This window comes from Variovorax boronicumulans (genome assembly GCF_029892485.1).
Classification (GTDB): Bacteria; Pseudomonadota; Gammaproteobacteria; order Burkholderiales; family Burkholderiaceae_C; genus Variovorax; species Variovorax boronicumulans_B.
This window is the reverse complement of the sequence record NZ_JARXVG010000006.1, coordinates 214,249-232,054: the sequence shown is the minus strand read 5'-3', so window position 1 is coordinate 232,054 and position 17,806 is coordinate 214,249. Positions and strand designations below refer to the sequence as shown.

Below are 17,806 nucleotides of genomic sequence, written 5' to 3'. Positions count from 1 at the left end.
ACCGCCGCTTCATCCGGCGGCATCGCTCGCAGCCGCTCGTCGCGCCAAAGGTCGCGCGCGACTTCCTCCAACTGGAGAGGATCGACCGTATGCCATTGCTGCTGCAACCGGTGCGCGCAGGCAGCAATCCAGAGGGTTGCGGGCACGTTTTCCATAAGCACATATTACTGTATATTTATACAGTGCTATGTGACGTTTACATCCTCTACCAATCCGGCGAACCACGCCCCGAAGGCCAGGCAAAAGCTCACCCGGTTCGCGGCTGGCTGTGCTTCGGGGACGCGGGCCGGAGCTACCCGCACGAGGAAGCGCATCTGCACCGAAGCAGGACAGACCCCACCGAGGTAGTTGCCTTCGTGGACTACGCGCATGTGAAGAAGATCAAACGCGGAGGCCTGCGAATCGAGGGCCAGCAGGAGCACGGCTATCGGCAATACTGGCGGCAGGTTTGGTGGTGCATTCCTGTGACCAAGGAGGAGCCGACGATCAACCGCTACGGATCCATCCGGGCGGCCGTCTTACAAATTAACGCCACGGACGCAGCATGCGCTCTAGACAGGAATCGCTTCGACTGACCGCTTTCGCTCACCGCGTCGGCCTCGGCGGTTTCGGCGGGTACGGAAAATTCACAAAGGGATCGGCCTCTCCCTCAAGATCGCTCCACTTGAACTCGTAGCGCTCCGCCACAGGCCAATCGTCTGCGTACTTGATCTGAAAAAATCTTCCAATGGCATCCACCCATCCATCGCGGCCGCCCTCCAAGGTGCGATAGCTCGTCAGGGAATTGAAATCCTCCCCTCGAAACTGCGCAGCCAAGATGATCGCGCACCCGCCGATGGCGTCGAGCGCATGTTCAAACGTGGCGCGCTTGAAGTTTGCGTGGCGGTCGTGCTTGGACTCGTTGTAAGCCTTGTACCAAGGCAGTGACACGCCATCGTGCCATTTTGCAAAAGGCTTGCGAACCCGCATTGCTCCATCCCACGTCGGCACACGCACCTCGTAGGAAGACAGGCGATGCGACGCATTGATCTTTATGTAGTCGTACATCGTGGGGAAGCCGTCGTCGGCATACCCGTTGGCCTGAAGAATTGCCTTGCAATTTGCCTCCACTTCAATGCAGGCACGCATCAGCAGTTCATGGATGCGAAACGAGTAGCAGTTGAGGTTCTGATCCGCCGGCTCAACGAACTCGAAGAGTCTCTTGAGATCGTCCTGGAGCAGCAAAAACGCACGGACATAGTGCGCGGGCTGCTTTGCGTACGCGGCATGCGAGACATAGCGGCCGTTCCCATTGTTGGCATAGGAGCCATCGATAAGTTGGCGGCTGACAAGCCTAAAAGGACGATCGAGCGGCATTGTGGAATTTCTTTGAAGTCAGAGCCGCAACAGGCGGTGATGCGTTCAGCGCTCCGCGTTTAACGTGGGACCAACTTCAGCTCCTGTGAAGTGGATCGGCTAGGCGGCTTGCCGAAAGAGGGCTCGGGTGGAGGAAATGGGAGCCCTCTAATGGTTTCCGCCCCTGGAATCGGTGCAGGCACGACAGCGGGCGGCACAACAGCGGGCGGCACAACAGCGGGCGGCACAACAGCGGGCGGCACAACAGCGGGCGGCACAACAGCGGGCGGCACAACAGCAGGCGGCACAACAGCAGGCGGTACAACAGCAGGCGGTACAACAGCAGGCGGCACAACAGCGGGCGGCCGGACAGCAGGCGGCACGACAGCAGGCGGCACGACAGCAGGCGGTACAACCCCCGCTGTCGCATCGACCGGTACCGCCTTGAGCCCCAATACTGCCCTGTTTACTAGTTCGCGAATTCCATGAGGCTGGCATGAACTCTCCATCACGAGCAGAAAGTTCGCCACCTTTGTATAGCTAAGATACTTACTCGCTTGTGCGTCGACAATCAGCCCATCGCCTAGCGCCTTTTGCGCATTCAGTGCTGAAATCACCAAGCTCTGGACGGCTTTTACATCGGGGGAGAACACGTAAGTCTCCGAATAGCCATCGATGGTGGCAGCGCCAAACGCAAAGAGAGCTGCGGTGTTCGCGATGACCTTCGGAGTGGAGTTTGCGAGACCAAGTGCGGTCGCGACCACGCCCCCGGTCAACACCGTTTCCCGTCGCGCAAATCTCAGGTGTTGGTCGGCAGCTCCGAGGCGAGAGAAATAGCGAGTGCAATTCGCGGAGATGAGCTCCATCCCTTCGCCAAGAAGCGTCGCGTGGTGTTCTGAAGATGGAGTTCTGCGCGCTTGAGTGAGTGCGGCATTGAAGGCGAAATACACGTCCAGACCTTCCGCCGGAGAGAGGCTCGAAGCGTTTATCTCTGGGTCCGATGCAATGGATGGTGGAGGCTTTACGGAATAGCTGCCGCAGGCTGTCAGCGCCGTGAGGCACAACAGCAGAAGAAAGGATTTCATGAACTCCTCCAATTTTTTTTGTGCGTAGCTGGACGCCAGTGCTCCCCCTTCGCTCGCAGCGAGCAACCATATGGTTGCACGGCCGCAACTCCTATCGCCTGAATATGGGATGGTCGCGCTCCGTTCCATAGCGTTGATTCGCGATACAGAGAAAGCAGCGGCATGCCGCCATGCACCTCTCCCCCATTTGTCTCAAACATGCGGCTGTTCCAGCACTTCGAAGTTGAAACTCAGTCTCTCTCGTGCTGGCAATGGGGCGAAGCCCGGGGCATACAAATGCTCTTCATCATTTCCCCGATCAATTGAGGTGTACTAGAGTCATTCGGCCGAGGCGTTCAGTCGGCAAGCAATCTGCGGTCGTTACGGGAGATGCCCAGTAATACTTTCACTTCGGCATCTCGCTGCTCAACGATGATTCGACCGCTTCGAAGTAGCTCTGCACCTCGTGCAGCCAAGTCTCCGAGGATCGCGGATCGATCCGCGACACGCTGGCAGGCAGCGGACTCGCTTGTAGCTTGGTCCCGATCACGGGAGGCGAAGACGGTGAACTGATTACGCAGCCGCTCAGCATCGCCGGCAGCAGCGCGGCGGCGACCATCGAGTGCAGCCAGTTTCGTTTCGTAGGCATTGACGTTTTCCTGTTGAGCTTTGGCATGGGCCGCCTGCATTGCAATCACGCGCTGAAGATCAGCGAGCGCGGCGAGTGCGCGGCGGGTGTTCTCGGCCTCACGGTCGAGCTTTTCATCGGAGACGGCTTTCTGCGCCGCCGCGGTATCGGCCTTGGCCTTGAGCACCTGCGTTCGCTCGATTCCCGCCACGGTTAGAGCCAGCACCAGCAGGAACGCCCACAGCCACGACGGCACGATGTCGAGCAACTTGCTCATGGGTTGCCCCAGCACGGAAGCTCACCGACTCGCGCATTCATTTGCAAAGCACCTTGTACGCGCGCGCCGTCGCCGCCTTGCGCTCGGCCAGCTTGAGCCGCTTCGGGCCGTTGACGCGCCCGGTGATGTCGTAGACATCGCCACGCTCGGCCGCCGGCAGACAGTCCTTGAAGTCCGCAAAGAACCAGCACGCCGAGAACGCCGCATGCTGCGGCTGCAGCAGCAGCTCGGGGTTGGCGCGGTAGTTCACACCCATAGCCCGCCCAGCGGCGATGTAGGCATCCTCCCAGGTCAACTGAATCAGGCCGCGGCCGTGAAATCCCTTGTAGCGCAGCATGCTCAGCCCTCGCGGGTTGCGCAGGTAGTCCTCCGCGCGATAGCCGCTTTGCACGAACAGACTCGGGAAGATCTCGCGCAGCCGCGCGGCCGTCGTGTAGTTGAGGTTCTCCTCGACCTTCTCCAGCTCGTCAGATTCGATGGTGAGCTGACCGAGGAATGCGGCCACCGCGCTGTCGGAATGGATGCCAAAGCGGTTCATGCCGTCCGCCAGGTGCAGCACGTAGCGCTCGGCGTTGGCGCGCGTGGCGCCGGTGCAGTCGATGAGGGTCTGTGTGTCGATCATGGCTTCTTAAACTCCTTTGCCGCGGTCTTCGCGGCTTGGTTGGCGGTCTGTGCGGCGGTCTGCGCAGTGCTCGCGGCTTCACCCGCTGTCTGCGCAGCGCTCGCCGCGGTGCCGGCCGCTTGGTTCACGCGGCCAGCAAGGGAAGTGAGGCGGTCGCCGAACGCTTCGCGCAGTCGGTCGATTTCCGCGAGGTGGTCGTCGCGCTGGCGCGTCATCTGCGCCTCGGCATTGCGCGTGGCCCAGAAGTAGCCCGAGCCGAAGCCGCCGAGGAACAGGCTCCCGACGACACCCAAGGTCTCGAAGAGGCGGCGCCACTGGCGCGGCACGCGCATGCGCGGCTGCTCTTCATGCAGCGTCCGGTCGGCGTCGATGTGCGATTCACTTTGCATTTCGTTGGTCCTTCAGTTGGCGAACGAGGTCGCGCAGCGAGCCCAGTTCGAGGGTCTGCGCGGTGAGCGTTTCGTTCATGGCCTTAATCTGGCCTTTCATCTCCCACAGCTCCTGCAGCGCCTGGTTGCGTTCGGCCGCGAACTTGTCGGCGCGCTCTTCGGCCTTCACCCGCGCTGCACGCTCGCCTTCGAGCAATGCTTGCCAGGTCGCAAGCGCAGCAATCTGGCCTTCGCTGTCGGCGCGCTCTTTGGCTTCGGTCGGCTGCTGCGCGCGCCAGACCCTGTAGCCACCGGCAACGGAAAGAATCAGCGCCGCAAGCTGCGCGATCGGATTGCCGGCGATGTCGCCCATGTCCATGTGGTGCCTCTTCTCTTTCTCTTAGATTTCGACCTGCACGAAGGGCATGGCGGGCGCTTGACCCTCGATCACGCCGTCGCGCACAAAGACCTGATCGCCCACGGCGCCGACACCGCGCGCCGTGAGCACGCCGCCGCCAGGCAGCGCGAGTCGCGCGATCTCGCCGTCGATGGCGGTGATGGTTGCGACTTGCAGCGGGTAGCTCGGCAGCAGTGCAAGGAAGGCGGAATAAACGTTCGTTGCCACGCTCACACCTCCACATGCGTTTCGAGGGTGATCGACTGGCGCAACACCGGACGCTGCCAATCCACCGACGTGCTGCGCACGAGCCCGAGATGCGTCTCGGCGCCGTCTTCGTAGCGCACGAGTGCGCCGGGCAGGATGAGGCCCGTTTCGGGCAACACCTGAAGCCGCAGGCTGACGCTCGCTTGTGCGCCTGTGTCCGAGAGCACCGCGAGCCCACGCTGCGCGGCCGCATCGCTGTGTGTGGCGAGGGCATGCGTCACCATCGGCGCCACGCTGTCGCCAGCCGTGCCGCTGCGGGTGATTTGCCCGAGCACGCCGGCCGCGTTGGCGCCGGCCACGAACACACGGTTGTAGTCCGGCTTCTTCAGCGGCTGGATACCCTCAATGGATACAGCAGCCGCAGGCAGCACGAAGTTGGGCGTCAAGGTGTCCCAGTTCCACGGCGCCGCGGGGTAGCGCGGCATGACGCGCAGGGTCGCATCGGTGGCGTGCGGCTGCACGATGGCGCCGGCCGCGCTGGCGATGTCGAGCACCGCGCCGATGTAGCTCCCTTGGAAGCTCCACGTTCCGCCGGGCACGGTCCAGTCGGTCAGACCGAAGTCGATGTCCCAGCCGATACCCACGCCGTTGTAAGTCAGCGCGAGGTCGAGCAGTTGCGCCACGCTGCGCGCGGAGGCCGACGCATGGTTGAGGATCGGCGCATACGGATCGTCGAGCATGGCCGCCCTCCCCTTGCCCTGTACCTGCACCCTTGCATCGCCGAATCTGCGGTCACGATTGCAGTCGGTCGCAGCCAGGCGATACGGCACACCGTTGACGGTGGCGAGGATCTCCACCGGTGCCGCATGAATGCCGCGCCGGATGACGGGCCATGCTGCGCCGGGCAGCGTGGCGCTCCATCGCCATGTCCACGAGTCCGCATCGAGGCTCATGGAGAAGGCCGAGGCCTCGATCACCTCGCCGCTGTCGATACGTACGAGGCTGATGCTGTTCTGCACGATGTAGGCCCTCCTGATGGGCACGGTGATGATTTCGCCGCCGGGCGGCGTGGTGTGCCGCTCGCACACGAAGACGAGCACGCCCGTGGCGAGCGGCCCCTCTGCAAAAACGAGCGCCGTCGAAGGCAGGTAGCAAGGCTCCTGTGCCGGCGGCACGACGATGGAGACGCCCGGCAGCGGACGCATGAATTCCTGCCAGCGCGAACGAGTACCGGCTGCGGTGAGTCCGGCTGCGCGTGCGGGCTCTTCGCGCAGCAGGTCTCGCTTCACCGCCTCCTGCCAGCGGGCTTGCGCCGCGGCGCGCAGGCGGTTGGCATCCTGATGCCGCATGGACCACGCAGCCGGCAGCACGCGCACGGCTTCCTGCCAGCGGCTCACGCCGCCGGTGCGCACCCGCTGCACGTCCTGAAACCTTGCATCCGCCGCAGCACCGACGCGCAGCGCGTCCTGATGCCGCATGCCGGCGACCACTCGAGTGGCCTGCACGTCCTGCCAGGCAAGTGCCGCGCGCCCAGCAACCGGCGCGGCGCGCTGCCATTTGGCGCGGGAGGTTGCGCGCACCGGCTGCACCGCCTGAAGCTCTGCGCTGACGGGTGACTGCACAGATGCAGCGAGCTGCCACTGCGCACGCGCACGCCCCACCAGCGGGCGTTCGACCGCGCTGTCGTAGCGCAGGGTGCCGGTCAGCATGAAGGCAGGCAGCGCAATGCTTCCGCCGGCGGTCGCGGTCGGCGGCCGTTTCACTGTCGCGGCGCCAAGCACGATGAACGAAGGCAGCGCGATGCGGCCGGTCGCATAGACGGCATCGCTCGGCGTTGCCACGTCATCGCCGAAGACGAGCTCGACCGGCGAGCCGGTCAGCGGCGGCCTGTCGAAGACGAGATCGCTAGGCACCGAGGATCACCGTCCCGAGCAAGAACGTGCCGCCGGCATAGATCTGACCCTCGGGATCGCCCGGCGCCGGGTCCACCGCAGTGATCTTGACCTGTCCACTGCCAGACGGGCCGCTCACGGTGAAGTCCTCGACCCACACGCCATCCGCGGTTTCGAGGCGGCCCCACGTTGCGACGCCGGTTGCCAATGCGATGTCACCGGCCGCGTCGGCCTGCGCGAGCACGAGCATGCCGCCACTGACGACACCTTCAGGATCGGCCAGGACGGCTGCAGCGAGCAGCGTGGTCTCGGCACCGCCCGCGCTTGGCTTGATGCCGCCGTAGACCTTGAACTTCGCACCGGTGCCCATGTAGCTCATGAGCGCCGTGAGCATGAAGTTGATCGCGAACACGTTCATGCGACCAACTCCACGCCGCCGCCCGCCACCGTCAGGTTGTCGGCCACCACCGCCCGGTGGTTGTGCTGGTAGTCGTAGGCGATGACGGTGTACGCCTCGGCCGAGTCGATGTTCGTGAACACATAGCTGCCCGTGGTCATGTCGCTCCATGTCTGCCCCACGGTGGCACCGTCGCGCTCTCGAATCAACCGCACGCGGCGGCGCAGCGGCGTGTTGGCGGGCAGATGCTTTTCCTTGACGGTGCCAATCAGCCGAGCCTCGGCGCCGAGGATGTTGAAGTTGCGGTAGAGGCGCTGTTTGGTGACCGGAACCACGCCCGAAAACGACGCCGCCGCCAGTCCGGCGGGCAAAGGCAAAGACGCCTCCAAAACAGAGGGCCGCGTCTCGTCCGCAAATGGTGCTGCGGGCGGCGTGAACGAGTCCAGGTAAAGCCCGGTTCCCCGAATCACCCGCACCTCATCCATCAGACCCGCATAGTCGTAGGCCGCATTGCGCGCCGACACCTGCGCGCCGAGTGCGAAGTAAGACGGCTGGGCAGTGAACGATGCGGTGTGCGGCACGCTGTTTTCGAGCACACCATCGACGAACAGACGAATGACGCCGTTGCGCTTGGAGACTGCGATGTGGTGCCAGGCGCCCCAGAGCGACGAGGTGCCGGAGACGATGTAATTCGTCGTGGACCCATTCCAGCCATAGAAGGACAGCAGGCCTGCCGAGGTCACCAGCACCTGCCACGCCGCTTGACCCGACAGGTAGTGGTCCACCATCACCATCTCCCGCCCTGTGTTGGTCGGCTTCATCCACGCTTCGATGGTGAAGTCGTTCGCTTCAAAGTAGAACGCGAGGGAGCCGGCCATGCTGACGTAATCCCCATCGCCATCCAAGGCCAGGCACGATCCGCCGAACTTCGAGTCCGCGGTCGTGAGCTTCGCGCCGCCGTTCGCTGTCCACGCGTTGCGCATCACATCGACGATGTCCGTCGAGCCGTTGCTGCCATTCAAATGCAGCAACGTCACAGGAGGGAAAGTCGCAGCCATTAGCGCCACGGCCCCGTGACATCGAGCAGGATCATTCCAGCGTTGCCCGGTGTGGGTAGCTGACCGGGGCCACCACTGGAGACGATGAGACCCAGAAGTTTTCGGCCGGCCAGGTCTTCCGTGCCGTCAAACAAACCTTTGTGCTCCAGCCCACCGAGCCCGGACTGCGGGATCGAGAGGACGCCAGGCACATCCGCGCGCGGTGCGTCCCCGAGTGGGTACTGCGACATGAACCGACGCGACAGCCGCAGCGACCCATCGATGCGACTCGGGAAAGCGCCGAGGGTGTTGTCCATCCCGGACACCGGGTTGGGGGAACCCGTGTACGGCACGCAATAGTTGGGGTGCGAGGAACCGACCCCCGTCCAATCGCGGGGCAGGAAGTTCATGTTCGACGAACCGGCATCGACCGTGCCGTAGGTGGGGTAGGAGCCGCCCGGTCCCTGTTGGACACCCAGCATGCATGCATACGGATCGCCGCCCGGTCGCAATGCGATCAGGTCTCCGAAGCCGCGCAGGTTGCCGATGATGTAGCCGTTGTAGGCACTGCCGTTCGAGACGTAGGGCGAGGCGTGATAGAAAAAGATTCGCCCATCGCCCACGATCACCCAGGGCGCCGGCTGCGCGCCAGCCTCTGCCTTCGGCCACCAACCGCCGCCCTCTGCAAAACTCGCAGCCTGCGCCGACGTCGGGAATCGACCCGTGCCCGTGTCGATGTCCGTCATCGTCTCCATGCCGACGAGCCTTGCGCTGGTGCCGTAGCTGTCATCGACGCGCAGGAACATGCGCGTGCTCTCAAGGTCAGCGCTCCGATAGGCGGCCTTGTCTGCACCGGACGAGAACGGCTTCTCCCAACCGAGCGGCGCGATCTTGATCGTGATGGTCCCGGTGTAGGCGCCATCGGGCAGCGACGTGAGGAACGTGCACGAACTGGCCGAGGGCTTGGTCTGCACCTTCTGCTCGCCGTTCATGTCGGCGAAGCCTTCGGGCCCGCCCGTGACGCCAGCCACGACGATGACCGCATGCGGAATCGCCGAATGCGAACCCGTCCACGCAAGCGTCGCCACTCCCGCAGCCACGGTCAGCGATGTGATGCTCTTCACGTCGAAGCCATCCTTGAGCACCGCGTCGAGCAGCGCGATCAGCGAGCCGTTCGCATTGGTGAGCGCCGGCGCATTCGCCATGTCGCTGGTGTACAGCTTCACGCTGGTGTCCACGATAGAAGTCATAGAGAGGGTTCGCTTTCAGTTCAGGGGCGGTCCACGCCGATGCGGACCAGAAGTTCAAAGCTGTCGTCGAGCACCGTCTCGGCGCCCATCTGCACCGTGCGGATGACGACAAACGGGACGGTGGCGGCCACCGTGTTGAAGCGGATGAGCTGGCCGTTGCCCCAGCCGTTGCCAAAGCCCGCGGCGCGGATGGACACGTAGGGCGCACCGGCGGCCGTGTTCATCGGCTCGCAATCGACGTTGATGCTCTGGCCCGTGACGATCTGGCCCAGGTGCTCGCCGATGAGGTTGTAGGTCGTGGTGCTCGTGAACTGCATGCGCCAACGCTCGGTGACGGCACCCTTGTTCGTCACAAGCAGCGGGAAGTCGATGTCGTTGTAGCCCGCGTCGGCCGGATTGCCGATCAACTCATCGGCCCACAGGCCCGTCCACGTCTGCTGATCGAAAAAGGTCGACACGCGCGCCTTGAGGTCGCCGGTCATGAGCGCGCTGCTCACGTAGCTCTCGCCCGCCGCATAGTCGTGCGTGATCCGGCGGGTGAAGGCCAGCCGGCCGTTGTTCTGCACATCGGAGACGCCGAGCATGTCCTCGATGCGGTGCTCGACCTCGACGGGCTGCGCATAGCCGGTCACGTCGTTGAAGGTCACGGTGCCGGCGTCGAGGTTGCGCGTGTAGCCGCCGACGATGGTCAGGCCATCGCTGCCGATCACACGCAGGCTCGACAGGCGTTCGCGCCCGACGTTGAGCGTCTGCCCCGCGCTGACCACGGCCGCGCCCATGCGCTTGGTGTTACCGATCACCACCAGCCCGCCCTTGCGGAAGATCTGCACGCGGCCGTCCTGCGGGAGGCGCACCGGGTCGAGGCCCAGCAGCGATGCATCGAGCGGCAGGTAAGTGAAGGCGACCGCGTTGTAGCGGATCGTGCTCGCAAAGACCGGCGCCGGCTTCCAGATCTTGCCGTCCGTGCCCACGGCATCGGCGCGGTACCAGATCTCGCCCTCGTTGCCGGCGGCGACGACCCAACTTCCGAAGCGCACCTTCGCGACACCGGTCGAGTAGTCGAAGGTGCCGAGCACGTCGGGTCCGACGATGGTCCCGCTGGCATCGGCCGTCACGTTTACGGTGCCGCCGTTGAGCCTGGTCGCGAGCAGTTGCAGCGAGCCGGTGCGCACCGGGGCCACGGGCGTGCGGAACACCACGTACTCCACCGGCTGGCCGTCCAGCGTGGTGAGCAGGCTGTTCACCATGACATCAGTCGAGCCCGAGGCCGGCCAGGTCGTGAGCGATGCGGTGCAGGTCGCATAGTCGAAGCTGCCTGCCAGCGTGCCTGCGCCCGTGGTCGGGTCGAGGTCGCTGTAGATGCTGCCGGCGCGGTCGAAGAAGGTCTTTCCGCCCAGCGTGAAGTTCACGCTGCCAGGCACGGCGGTTTCGCGGAAGGTGGGCAGCAGCGCAATCGAGAGGCGCGGCTGTTCGAACACCTCGGTGGCCGAATTGCTCGAACCCACCATCCGGAAATTCGCCGTCACCACGGCCGACGCATCAAATGGCAGCGTGGTCGCCAGCGCCGCATAGCTGTAGCCCGTGAGCGTGTTGCGGTACAGGCCCGGCAGGTTCGGCGACAGCACGGTCCCGAGCACGCCCTGCTGATTGACGGCCCACTGCGGCACCGCCACGGTCGAGATGACCTCGGGGAAAAAGTTGGCGATGCCGGTCGCGTAGTCCACCGTCCCGAAGGCCACGCCCAGCGCGTCGCGCAGTGTGCCGGCGCCGTCGTCGGTCACGCTCTTGGTGGCCGCGAAGTTCTGCGGCACCCATTGGTTGGCCGGCACACCGCCCGTGGACTGGAGGACGAGGTTCCAGCTCAGTGCCACCGACTTCGGCGCGATGTTCGTCTTTCCGAGGTTCACGCTCACCGAGCCGTTGACCTCGCGCGCCGGCGCATTGAAGGTCTTCGTCTCGAGGTCGCCGTGGTTGTAGGTCACGGTGAAGGGAACCGCCGAGGCCGGCAGCACGTTGGGCTTGAGCGTGATGGTGCCGCTGGCATAGGCCACCGGCCCGGTGGCATCGCCCGTCAACACGCCGCTGCCGTTGTCGCCCGCCAGGCGTGCGGTGCCGTCATTCCAAGCGACCGACACGGCGCCGGCTTCCGCGCCTTGGTTCGCCAGGTCGAGAATGACCGAGGGCGCGTTCGCCAGCGTGCCGCTGCGGTCCTTGTAGTTGACCTTGGCGCCGTGCTGGACGATGACCTCGCCGCCCACGTCCGGCAGTGCGCCCAGCGTCGCGGCGACGGTGCCGGTTGCATAGTCCACGGAGCCGCTGCCCACGGTCGAATCAGCGCCGCGCAGGCGCCCTGCCCCGTCGTCGTACAGCTCGTACCAGTTCGCATTGCTGCGATAGCTCACGCGCACCGTGCCAGGCGACGGCGGCGGCAAGATCGTCATGATGTAGTTGAGCGCCCGGCTCGCGTCGGTCACAACGATGGAAGCGCTGTCGGCCAGCTCCAGCGGTGCGCCGGCGGGCTGGAAGCTGATCGTCTTGCTCCCGGCAATCGTCGGCGCGTCGCTCGCGAAGGCCAGCGTACCGGCGGCGTAGGTGGCGGTGCCGATGGTGGTCGCGCCGAGCTTGAGCTTTCCGCCGTCGTCGGTGATGGTGCCGGCGGTCGTGGTGACCGACAGCGTGCCGGGCAGAAACGGGTTGCCGACGTAGATCACGCCATTGGCCGCAAACGCCGCGCTGGTGGCGATGGACAGGCTGCCGGCACCCGAAGGCACGAGCGCAGTGGCCGAGCCTGCGGCGCTGGTGTCCACGATGGGGATTTCGGTCTGCGCGCTGGGCACGAGCTGCGCGAAGATCGTGTCCACGAGCGCGGAAAGGTCGCCGGCCGTGATGTTCGCCGCCAGCTTCGCCACACCGTAGTACCGCGCGGCGTCGGCCACAAGCATGCGGTCGATGACCGCAGCGGTTTGCGTCCGCTCGAACAGTCGATTGGCGGCGGTGCCGCTGTAGTCGTGCTTCAGGCCATCGGCCAGGTCGCAGATGCATACCTGCGCGTCGTAGTCGACAAACCCGCCGCCCGTGCTGTAGCTGTAGGTGCGCTGCTGCACCGTCACGTCGGTCACACGGGCGTAGTCGATGTTGCCGCCGCCGCTGATCTGCAGCGTCCCGCCAACGTCGGGCGGCGTGGCGCCCGGGCGCTGAAAGATCTGGATCGAGCGTTGGCCCTGCACATGGTTGCTCAGCAGGAAGCCACTGAATTCCTCGCCGGGCGACAGGTAGCTCTCGATACGGTTCTGGATGCTCGCGCGACGGTCGAAGAAATCCCCCGTGTAGAACAGCGTGGCGCTCACGTTTGGGTCCACCGGCGGGCGCGACAGGATCACGCTGCCGCCGAGCGCGGTGTCGGTGTTGAGCGTCTGGATGGTGGCGGCCACCTTCATGATGGACACATCGCCGATGGCCCGGTCGGGCTCGCTGATGTCCTTGAAGATGGCGTTGCTCTTGCCGTCTTCGATGACGGTCGAAGTTGGCGCGCCGCCGCCTTCGGGCACGTCGTCCATCACCTGTGTGGCAACGAGCTTGATGTCGGATTCGTGAATGGTCATGGTCAAACAGTGATGAGCCGCACGGTCGCGACATAGGGATAGCTCTCGACGGGCAGCTCGGGACGGGCCACCGGCTTGCCTTCCACGGCGAGGCCGGGCGCAAACTGCACGGTGAACGTGCGGCCATCGGCCAGCACGAGGGCGTGTTCGCCGGTGGGGTCGGAATCGGCCAGCGCCTGCAACGCGGTGAGCGCGCCACGCCTGATCCAACCGGCCTCGACTTCGCCCTGCAACGTAATCGGCCGGCCAGCCAGGCGCACGCCGGCATCGATCAAGGCCGCGCCCGTGACGGAGTACTCGAGAGATTTCTCGACACGGCTCCATCCGAACTCGTCGGACCAGACCATGCCGCGCGGGATCTGCAGGGCGCCGAGGGTGTGAAACATGGGTACAGACATGCGTCAGCTCGGGCGAATGGAAGACGTGCCGGCCGCGGCGCCGAGCTGCGCGAGCAATCCCTCGATGGCGTCGGCGCCGGCCGCATCGGTGCTCACCCGGCCGTAGTCGCGGCCGTTGAGGTTGAGCTGCAGGTTCACCGTGCGGTTGGATTCCGGCTTCGGGATCGAGGTGGGCGTCTGCCCGTCGCCGAAGAACGTCACTTTCTCCGCCGCCTTCAGTAGCGCCATGCTCAGCGTGCCGCCATCGCCGCCGTACTTCTTTTGCCCGGGGTTGTTGAAGAACTGAACGTTGCCCTTCTCGTCCGCAAATTCGCGGGCAATGCGGCGCGCCGTCTCGTCGTCCTTGACACCGGCGTTCTTGAGGAAGGCTGCAATGCCGGTCAGGGTGCCGAGGTCGCTGCCGGCGTTGACGGTCTTCCCGTTCTTGTCGGTCGAGAAGCCGCTCGCGTCGCGGCCGAGGCGCTTGTCTTCGAGGGCGTTCTCGCGCTCTTTGAGGGCATTCGCTTTCTCGCGCGCCTCGATGTCCTTCTCTCTCGCGCTGGTGACCTCGCGCAGCGCGCCGGCCAAGCCGTGGGCCGTCTGCGTGGCGTCCTGCTGCGCATCGCGCAACTTGAGGGTGGAGCGCCCTGCACTGTCGAGCACGACCTCGAAGCCGCGCATGGCGGACTGCGCCTGCACCCAACCCGGCGCCACGCCGTTGCCCGCCGCAATGGCCGCCTCGGCGGCGCGCTTCCACGCTTCGCCCAGCCCGATGGCCGTGGCCTGCCCGCTGTCGCGAATCAGCTCGAAGTCGCGCAGTGCGGTCTTGGCGACCGTCTCCAGCTCGACTTGGGTCTGCACGCCGGCACGCTGGAAGGCGGCGGCAATCTCCGCAGCGGCTTCGGCGTGCGCCTTCTTGTTCCCGCCTGCCGCGTCGGCCGCCGCGTTGTTGGCTTTCTTCAGTTCGTCGAGCTTTTGCACCGCCAGCTCGAAATTCTTCGTCTCGATGGCCTGCGCGTATTCGGCCTTCAGGCGCGCGATGGTCGCCCGGACCTCCTCTGCCTTCACCCGTTGCGTTTCGGCCGCGCTGGCGGCCTTCTGGCCCGCGTCCTGCGCACTGTCACCGGCAGCCTTCATCTCCGCCGCCATGTTCGTGAAGGCCGCGGCGCTGCTGGCCGCTGCAGTCGTCGTCGTCTCGGCGCTCTCGGTGAGGCCCGCCCATCCGGCGCGCGCCTGCTCGGCACCCTCGGCCGCACGGTCAAAGGCCTCTTCCGCCTTTTGCCCGAAGGCATCCGCTACCGCAACGGCGCCGCCTGCCGACTCCCGGAAATCCGCGGCGAGCTGCTTGAAGGACTCCGACAGCCCGCCGAAGCTGATCTTCGACAGCCCCTCGGTGATGAAGGCCAGGCCCGAATGAATCGACGATCCGACCGTCGCGAACGCCTCGGCCAGTTTGAAGATCGCCGCCAGGAGCACATTCGTGCCCGCTGCTGCGACACCCCACACCGCCTTCACGATGTCGCCGGTGGTTTGCGCCTTCTGCCCGAAGCTGTCGAGCAGCGCGCCCACCCGGTCGGCCAGTGCCTGCGCCTTCGCCACCAGTGCCGGCACATCCACGCTCGCGACGAAGGATTGCACCCACTTGATGCCGTTCTGAAACGCCGATGCCAGCGCGGAGCCAAAGCGCCCCACCGTGCCATCGGCAACCGCCGCGCGCAGCGCGCCGGACAGTTGCTCGACGCCTTCCTTCAGCACAGGCAGGATGGGCGTGGTCAGCGCATTGATCGTCGAATCCCATGCGGTACGCAGGCCGTTGAGCGCGCCGTTGAGGTTCGACTGCATGACCGCGGCGGTCTCGGCCGCGCTGCCCGTCGCGCCTTCCAGCGACTTCTTCAGCGCATCAAGTTTGTCGACGCCCTGATTCAGCAGCGCGCGCAGTGCCGGGCCGGCTTCCTGCCCCACGGCCGCAATGGCCCGCTGCCCCGCCGGGCCGGCCGCGGCCAGCTCGTGCAGCATCTTCTCGAAGTTGCCCGTCGTGATGCCGGCCGCAGCCAGCTCCGTGCGGAATTTGCTGGCCGGGTCGGAAAACTGCGCGAGGATGCTGTTCAACGCCGTGCCGGCGCGACTCGCATCGATGCCGGCATCGGCGAACTTGCCGATGATCGCAACGGTGGTTTCGAGGCTCAGCCCGAGCGTGTTCGCGAGCGGCGCCGCATAGCTCAGCGCTTGCGCGAGACCTGTGACGCTGGTGTTCGTCGCGTTCGCACCCTTGGCGAGCACATCGGCCACGCGGCCCGAGTCGGTGAAGGCAAGGCCCAGACCGTTGACGATCTTCGTCAGGTACTCGGCCGAGGTTGCCAGCTCGATGTCGCCGGCCCGCGCGAGCTGCATCGCGGCGGGCAGCGTGGCGATGGCATCGCGCACGCCGAGACCGGCTTTTGCCAGGTTCTCCAGCGCGCCGGCCGCTTCCAGTTCCGTGAAGCCATACCGGGCATCGGCCGCAGCTTCCTGCGCCGCCTTGCGCAGCGCGCGCATTTCGCTGGCGGTGGCACCGGTGGCGGCCTGTACGCGGCTCAGCGCCTGCTCGAAGTCCGCGCCACCCTTCACCCAGCCGGCGAACGCCTGAATGCCGAAGTAGCCCAGCACGACCGCGACGAACGCGGCAAGGCGCGTTTGCAGGCGGTCGAACACCTTGGACGCATCGTCCTTGGCGTTGATAACGATCTGAATCGGCTTAAAGCCCATGGGGAGGAAAGATCAAGTGAATGGACGGTGGCGGCGCATGCGGCCTCGCTGCGAAGCCGCATGCGTCACCACGCCCCCGCGCCACGCGCGGGGACGGGGGACGGTCAGGCGACGGGACGGCCGCCGACGTAGACCGCCTCTGCGTTGGCGGACTTGAGAACATCGACATCGAACTCGACGGTCACGAACTCGACCTCGTTCGACACGATGGGAAGGTCACCGGAAGGCGTGAGGCTGCAACGCGGCATGTACCAATCCTTGTTGCTGCCCGCGGCGTTGTCGGCCATGACGCGGATCGCTGCGAGGAACGAGGTGCTGCCGCCGGTCTTCAGGCGCGTGTACGAGCCGGCCACGGGCGTGTATCCGAACTGCACCTTGCCCGCCGCGATGCCCTTGCCGGCGATGATCTGCACGGCGCCGGTTTCGGGATCGACGTTGAAGTCGACGCCTGCCTCGTAGGGCGTGGTGCCGTCTTCGGTCTTGACGGTCACGCCCGTGACGTTGCGCACGCCGATGGGATTGGCGGCGGTCTGGCCGAGCTGATAGATCTTGCCGGGCACCACGGTGCGAATCTCACCGGTCACCGCCGTGGCGTCCTGCGTCACGACCTCGCTCGTCGCCGCGAGGAAGCGCTGATAGGTCGCCATGCTCATGTTGTTGCAGCTGATCTTGGCGGTTCGCTTGACCTTGCCCGTCAGCGTGCCGATGAGTTCGCTCGCGGCGGTCTCGGCCGAGAATTCCTCGGCCTTCTCGGAATCGACGGTGAGGACAAAGCTCGGGCAGTTGCCCATCTCTTCTTCGCCCGTCAGTTCTTCGAGGGCGTTCATGATGTCCAGACGCAGGCGGCCGCGCGGGGCCGACAGTTCCGTTTTGGTATGCACGATGGGCATGGGGATTCCTTTCAGGGTTGGCCGTCGAAGCGGGCCGAAGTAGAAAAAATGAGTTCGATGCCGACGAAGCCGTCGTCGGGGTAAGGCGGCGGTTTCACGCTCACCAGTTGCAGGCGCTCCCAGCGCCGCCCTGCGACCTGTCCGGGCGTCCAGCCCTGCAGCGCCTCGACGACGAGCGCGAACGCGCTGTCGAGATGCACAAGGGCCTCGGGATCGCCGCGCTTCGCCATCAGCGTGATGGCCCAGAACGGGCGCACCAGTGCGCCAGGCACATCGCTGGCCGGCACGTTGGCATCGACGAACAGCACCGACACCAGCAGCACTGGATCGCGTTTGCCGCTGTCGGTGAAGACGCCCTTGACGGTCCACGTCCCGGGCAGCTCTCCGCGCAGGCGCGTGACGATGGCGGGCTCAAGCGCAAGCATCAGAGACTCCGCAGCACAAGGTTGGTCACACCGGTGCCGTCCGGCTCCGCACGCGCGACTTCGAACGGCTTCCCATCGACGGTGATCGCGTCATCGCGCTGCAGCCCGGCGAGGTCCGCCGTCGCGCCTTGGCACGACGGTGAATCCGCATCGGCCTGCATTCCGAAGGGCGCCGCATACGGGCGGTCGAAATGGACGCGCGCGGTCTTCTGCACGCCTTCGACAGTGAACGAAGCGCTCACCGCGAAGTCGCTAAAGAAAACGGACAGGTCTTCGGCAAACATGGTGGATTT

Annotated in this window: 18 protein-coding genes; 1 reads left to right on the top strand and 17 read right to left on the bottom strand. The window is 65.3% G+C overall.

All coding sequences use genetic code 11. The features are described from left to right. Positions 1 to 89 precede the first annotated feature (89 nt). Complete coding sequence (locus tag M2282_RS16345) at positions 90 to 575, top strand: hypothetical protein (RefSeq protein WP_280809839.1); 486 nt, start codon at positions 90 to 92, stop codon at positions 573 to 575. A gap of 10 nt (positions 576 to 585) precedes the next feature. Here the strand turns inward: M2282_RS16345 and M2282_RS16340 are convergent, their stop codons facing one another. The 17 genes from M2282_RS16340 to M2282_RS16260 form a co-directional block, all read right to left on the bottom strand. Continuing rightward, positions 586 to 1,356, bottom strand: a complete 771-nt coding sequence (locus M2282_RS16340) for a hypothetical protein (RefSeq protein WP_280809838.1) — start codon at positions 1,354 to 1,356, stop codon at positions 586 to 588. A 59-nt stretch (positions 1,357 to 1,415) separates the two neighbouring features. Then, the gene (locus M2282_RS16335) at positions 1,416 to 2,420 is read right to left on the bottom strand and encodes a hypothetical protein (RefSeq protein ID WP_280809837.1); all 1,005 of its coding nucleotides are present in this window, start codon (positions 2,418 to 2,420) and stop codon (positions 1,416 to 1,418) included. A gap of 335 nt (positions 2,421 to 2,755) precedes the next feature. Then, positions 2,756 to 3,304, bottom strand: a complete 549-nt coding sequence (locus tag M2282_RS16330; RefSeq protein WP_280809836.1) for a hypothetical protein — start codon at positions 3,302 to 3,304, stop codon at positions 2,756 to 2,758. A gap of 37 nt (positions 3,305 to 3,341) precedes the next feature. Beyond that, complete coding sequence (locus M2282_RS16325; RefSeq protein WP_280809835.1) at positions 3,342 to 3,926, bottom strand: glycoside hydrolase family 19 protein; 585 nt, start codon at positions 3,924 to 3,926, stop codon at positions 3,342 to 3,344. Beyond that, a complete protein-coding gene (locus M2282_RS16320; RefSeq protein ID WP_280809834.1) occupies positions 3,923 to 4,315 on the bottom strand; it encodes a hypothetical protein in 393 nt (130 codons plus the stop codon). The genes M2282_RS16325 and M2282_RS16320 overlap by 4 nt, the downstream gene beginning before the upstream one ends. Further along, positions 4,305 to 4,673, bottom strand: coding sequence for a hypothetical protein (locus M2282_RS16315; protein WP_280809833.1), 369 nt, complete (start codon positions 4,671 to 4,673; stop codon positions 4,305 to 4,307). The genes M2282_RS16320 and M2282_RS16315 overlap by 11 nt, the downstream gene beginning before the upstream one ends. Before the next feature lie 21 nt (positions 4,674 to 4,694). Further along, positions 4,695 to 4,919 (bottom strand): hypothetical protein, encoded by a 225-nt coding sequence (locus M2282_RS16310; RefSeq protein ID WP_280809832.1) that lies wholly within the window; start codon positions 4,917 to 4,919, stop codon positions 4,695 to 4,697. A 2-nt stretch (positions 4,920 to 4,921) separates the two neighbouring features. Next, positions 4,922 to 6,811, bottom strand: coding sequence for a hypothetical protein (locus M2282_RS16305; RefSeq protein WP_280809831.1), 1,890 nt, complete (start codon positions 6,809 to 6,811; stop codon positions 4,922 to 4,924). After that, complete coding sequence (locus M2282_RS16300; RefSeq protein ID WP_280809830.1) at positions 6,804 to 7,208, bottom strand: hypothetical protein; 405 nt, start codon at positions 7,206 to 7,208, stop codon at positions 6,804 to 6,806. Before M2282_RS16300 ends, M2282_RS16305 begins: the two co-directional genes overlap by 8 nt. Further along, positions 7,205 to 8,224 carry a LamG domain-containing protein gene (locus M2282_RS16295; protein ID WP_280809829.1) on the bottom strand — a complete coding sequence of 340 codons (1,020 nt, stop codon included), beginning with the start codon at positions 8,222 to 8,224 and terminating at the stop codon, positions 7,205 to 7,207. Before M2282_RS16295 ends, M2282_RS16300 begins: the two co-directional genes overlap by 4 nt. Positions 8,225 to 8,244: 20 nt before the next feature. After that, a complete protein-coding gene (locus M2282_RS16290) occupies positions 8,245 to 9,462 on the bottom strand; it encodes a hypothetical protein (RefSeq protein WP_280809828.1) in 1,218 nt (405 codons plus the stop codon). 32 nt (positions 9,463 to 9,494) lie between these two features. Further along, positions 9,495 to 13,076 (bottom strand): hypothetical protein, encoded by a 3,582-nt coding sequence (locus M2282_RS16285; RefSeq protein WP_280809827.1) that lies wholly within the window; start codon positions 13,074 to 13,076, stop codon positions 9,495 to 9,497. 2 nt (positions 13,077 to 13,078) lie between these two features. Continuing rightward, positions 13,079 to 13,462 (bottom strand): hypothetical protein, encoded by a 384-nt coding sequence (locus tag M2282_RS16280; protein ID WP_280809826.1) that lies wholly within the window; start codon positions 13,460 to 13,462, stop codon positions 13,079 to 13,081. Between the two features lie 15 nt (positions 13,463 to 13,477). Beyond that, positions 13,478 to 16,198, bottom strand: a complete 2,721-nt coding sequence (locus M2282_RS16275) for a phage tail tape measure protein (RefSeq protein WP_280809825.1) — start codon at positions 16,196 to 16,198, stop codon at positions 13,478 to 13,480. Positions 16,199 to 16,302: 104 nt separating this feature from the next. After that, positions 16,303 to 17,088: a hypothetical protein gene (locus M2282_RS16270; protein WP_280809824.1), complete on the bottom strand. Its 786-nt coding sequence runs from the start codon at positions 17,086 to 17,088 to the stop codon at positions 16,303 to 16,305. An 11-nt stretch (positions 17,089 to 17,099) separates the two neighbouring features. Further along, positions 17,100 to 17,513, bottom strand: a complete 414-nt coding sequence (locus M2282_RS16265; RefSeq protein ID WP_280809823.1) for a hypothetical protein — start codon at positions 17,511 to 17,513, stop codon at positions 17,100 to 17,102. Continuing rightward, entirely contained in the window at positions 17,513 to 17,797 is a 285-nt protein-coding gene (locus M2282_RS16260) for a head-tail joining protein (RefSeq protein ID WP_280809822.1), read from the bottom strand. Before M2282_RS16260 ends, M2282_RS16265 begins: the two co-directional genes overlap by 1 nt. Between the last annotated feature and the right edge of the window lie 9 nt (positions 17,798 to 17,806).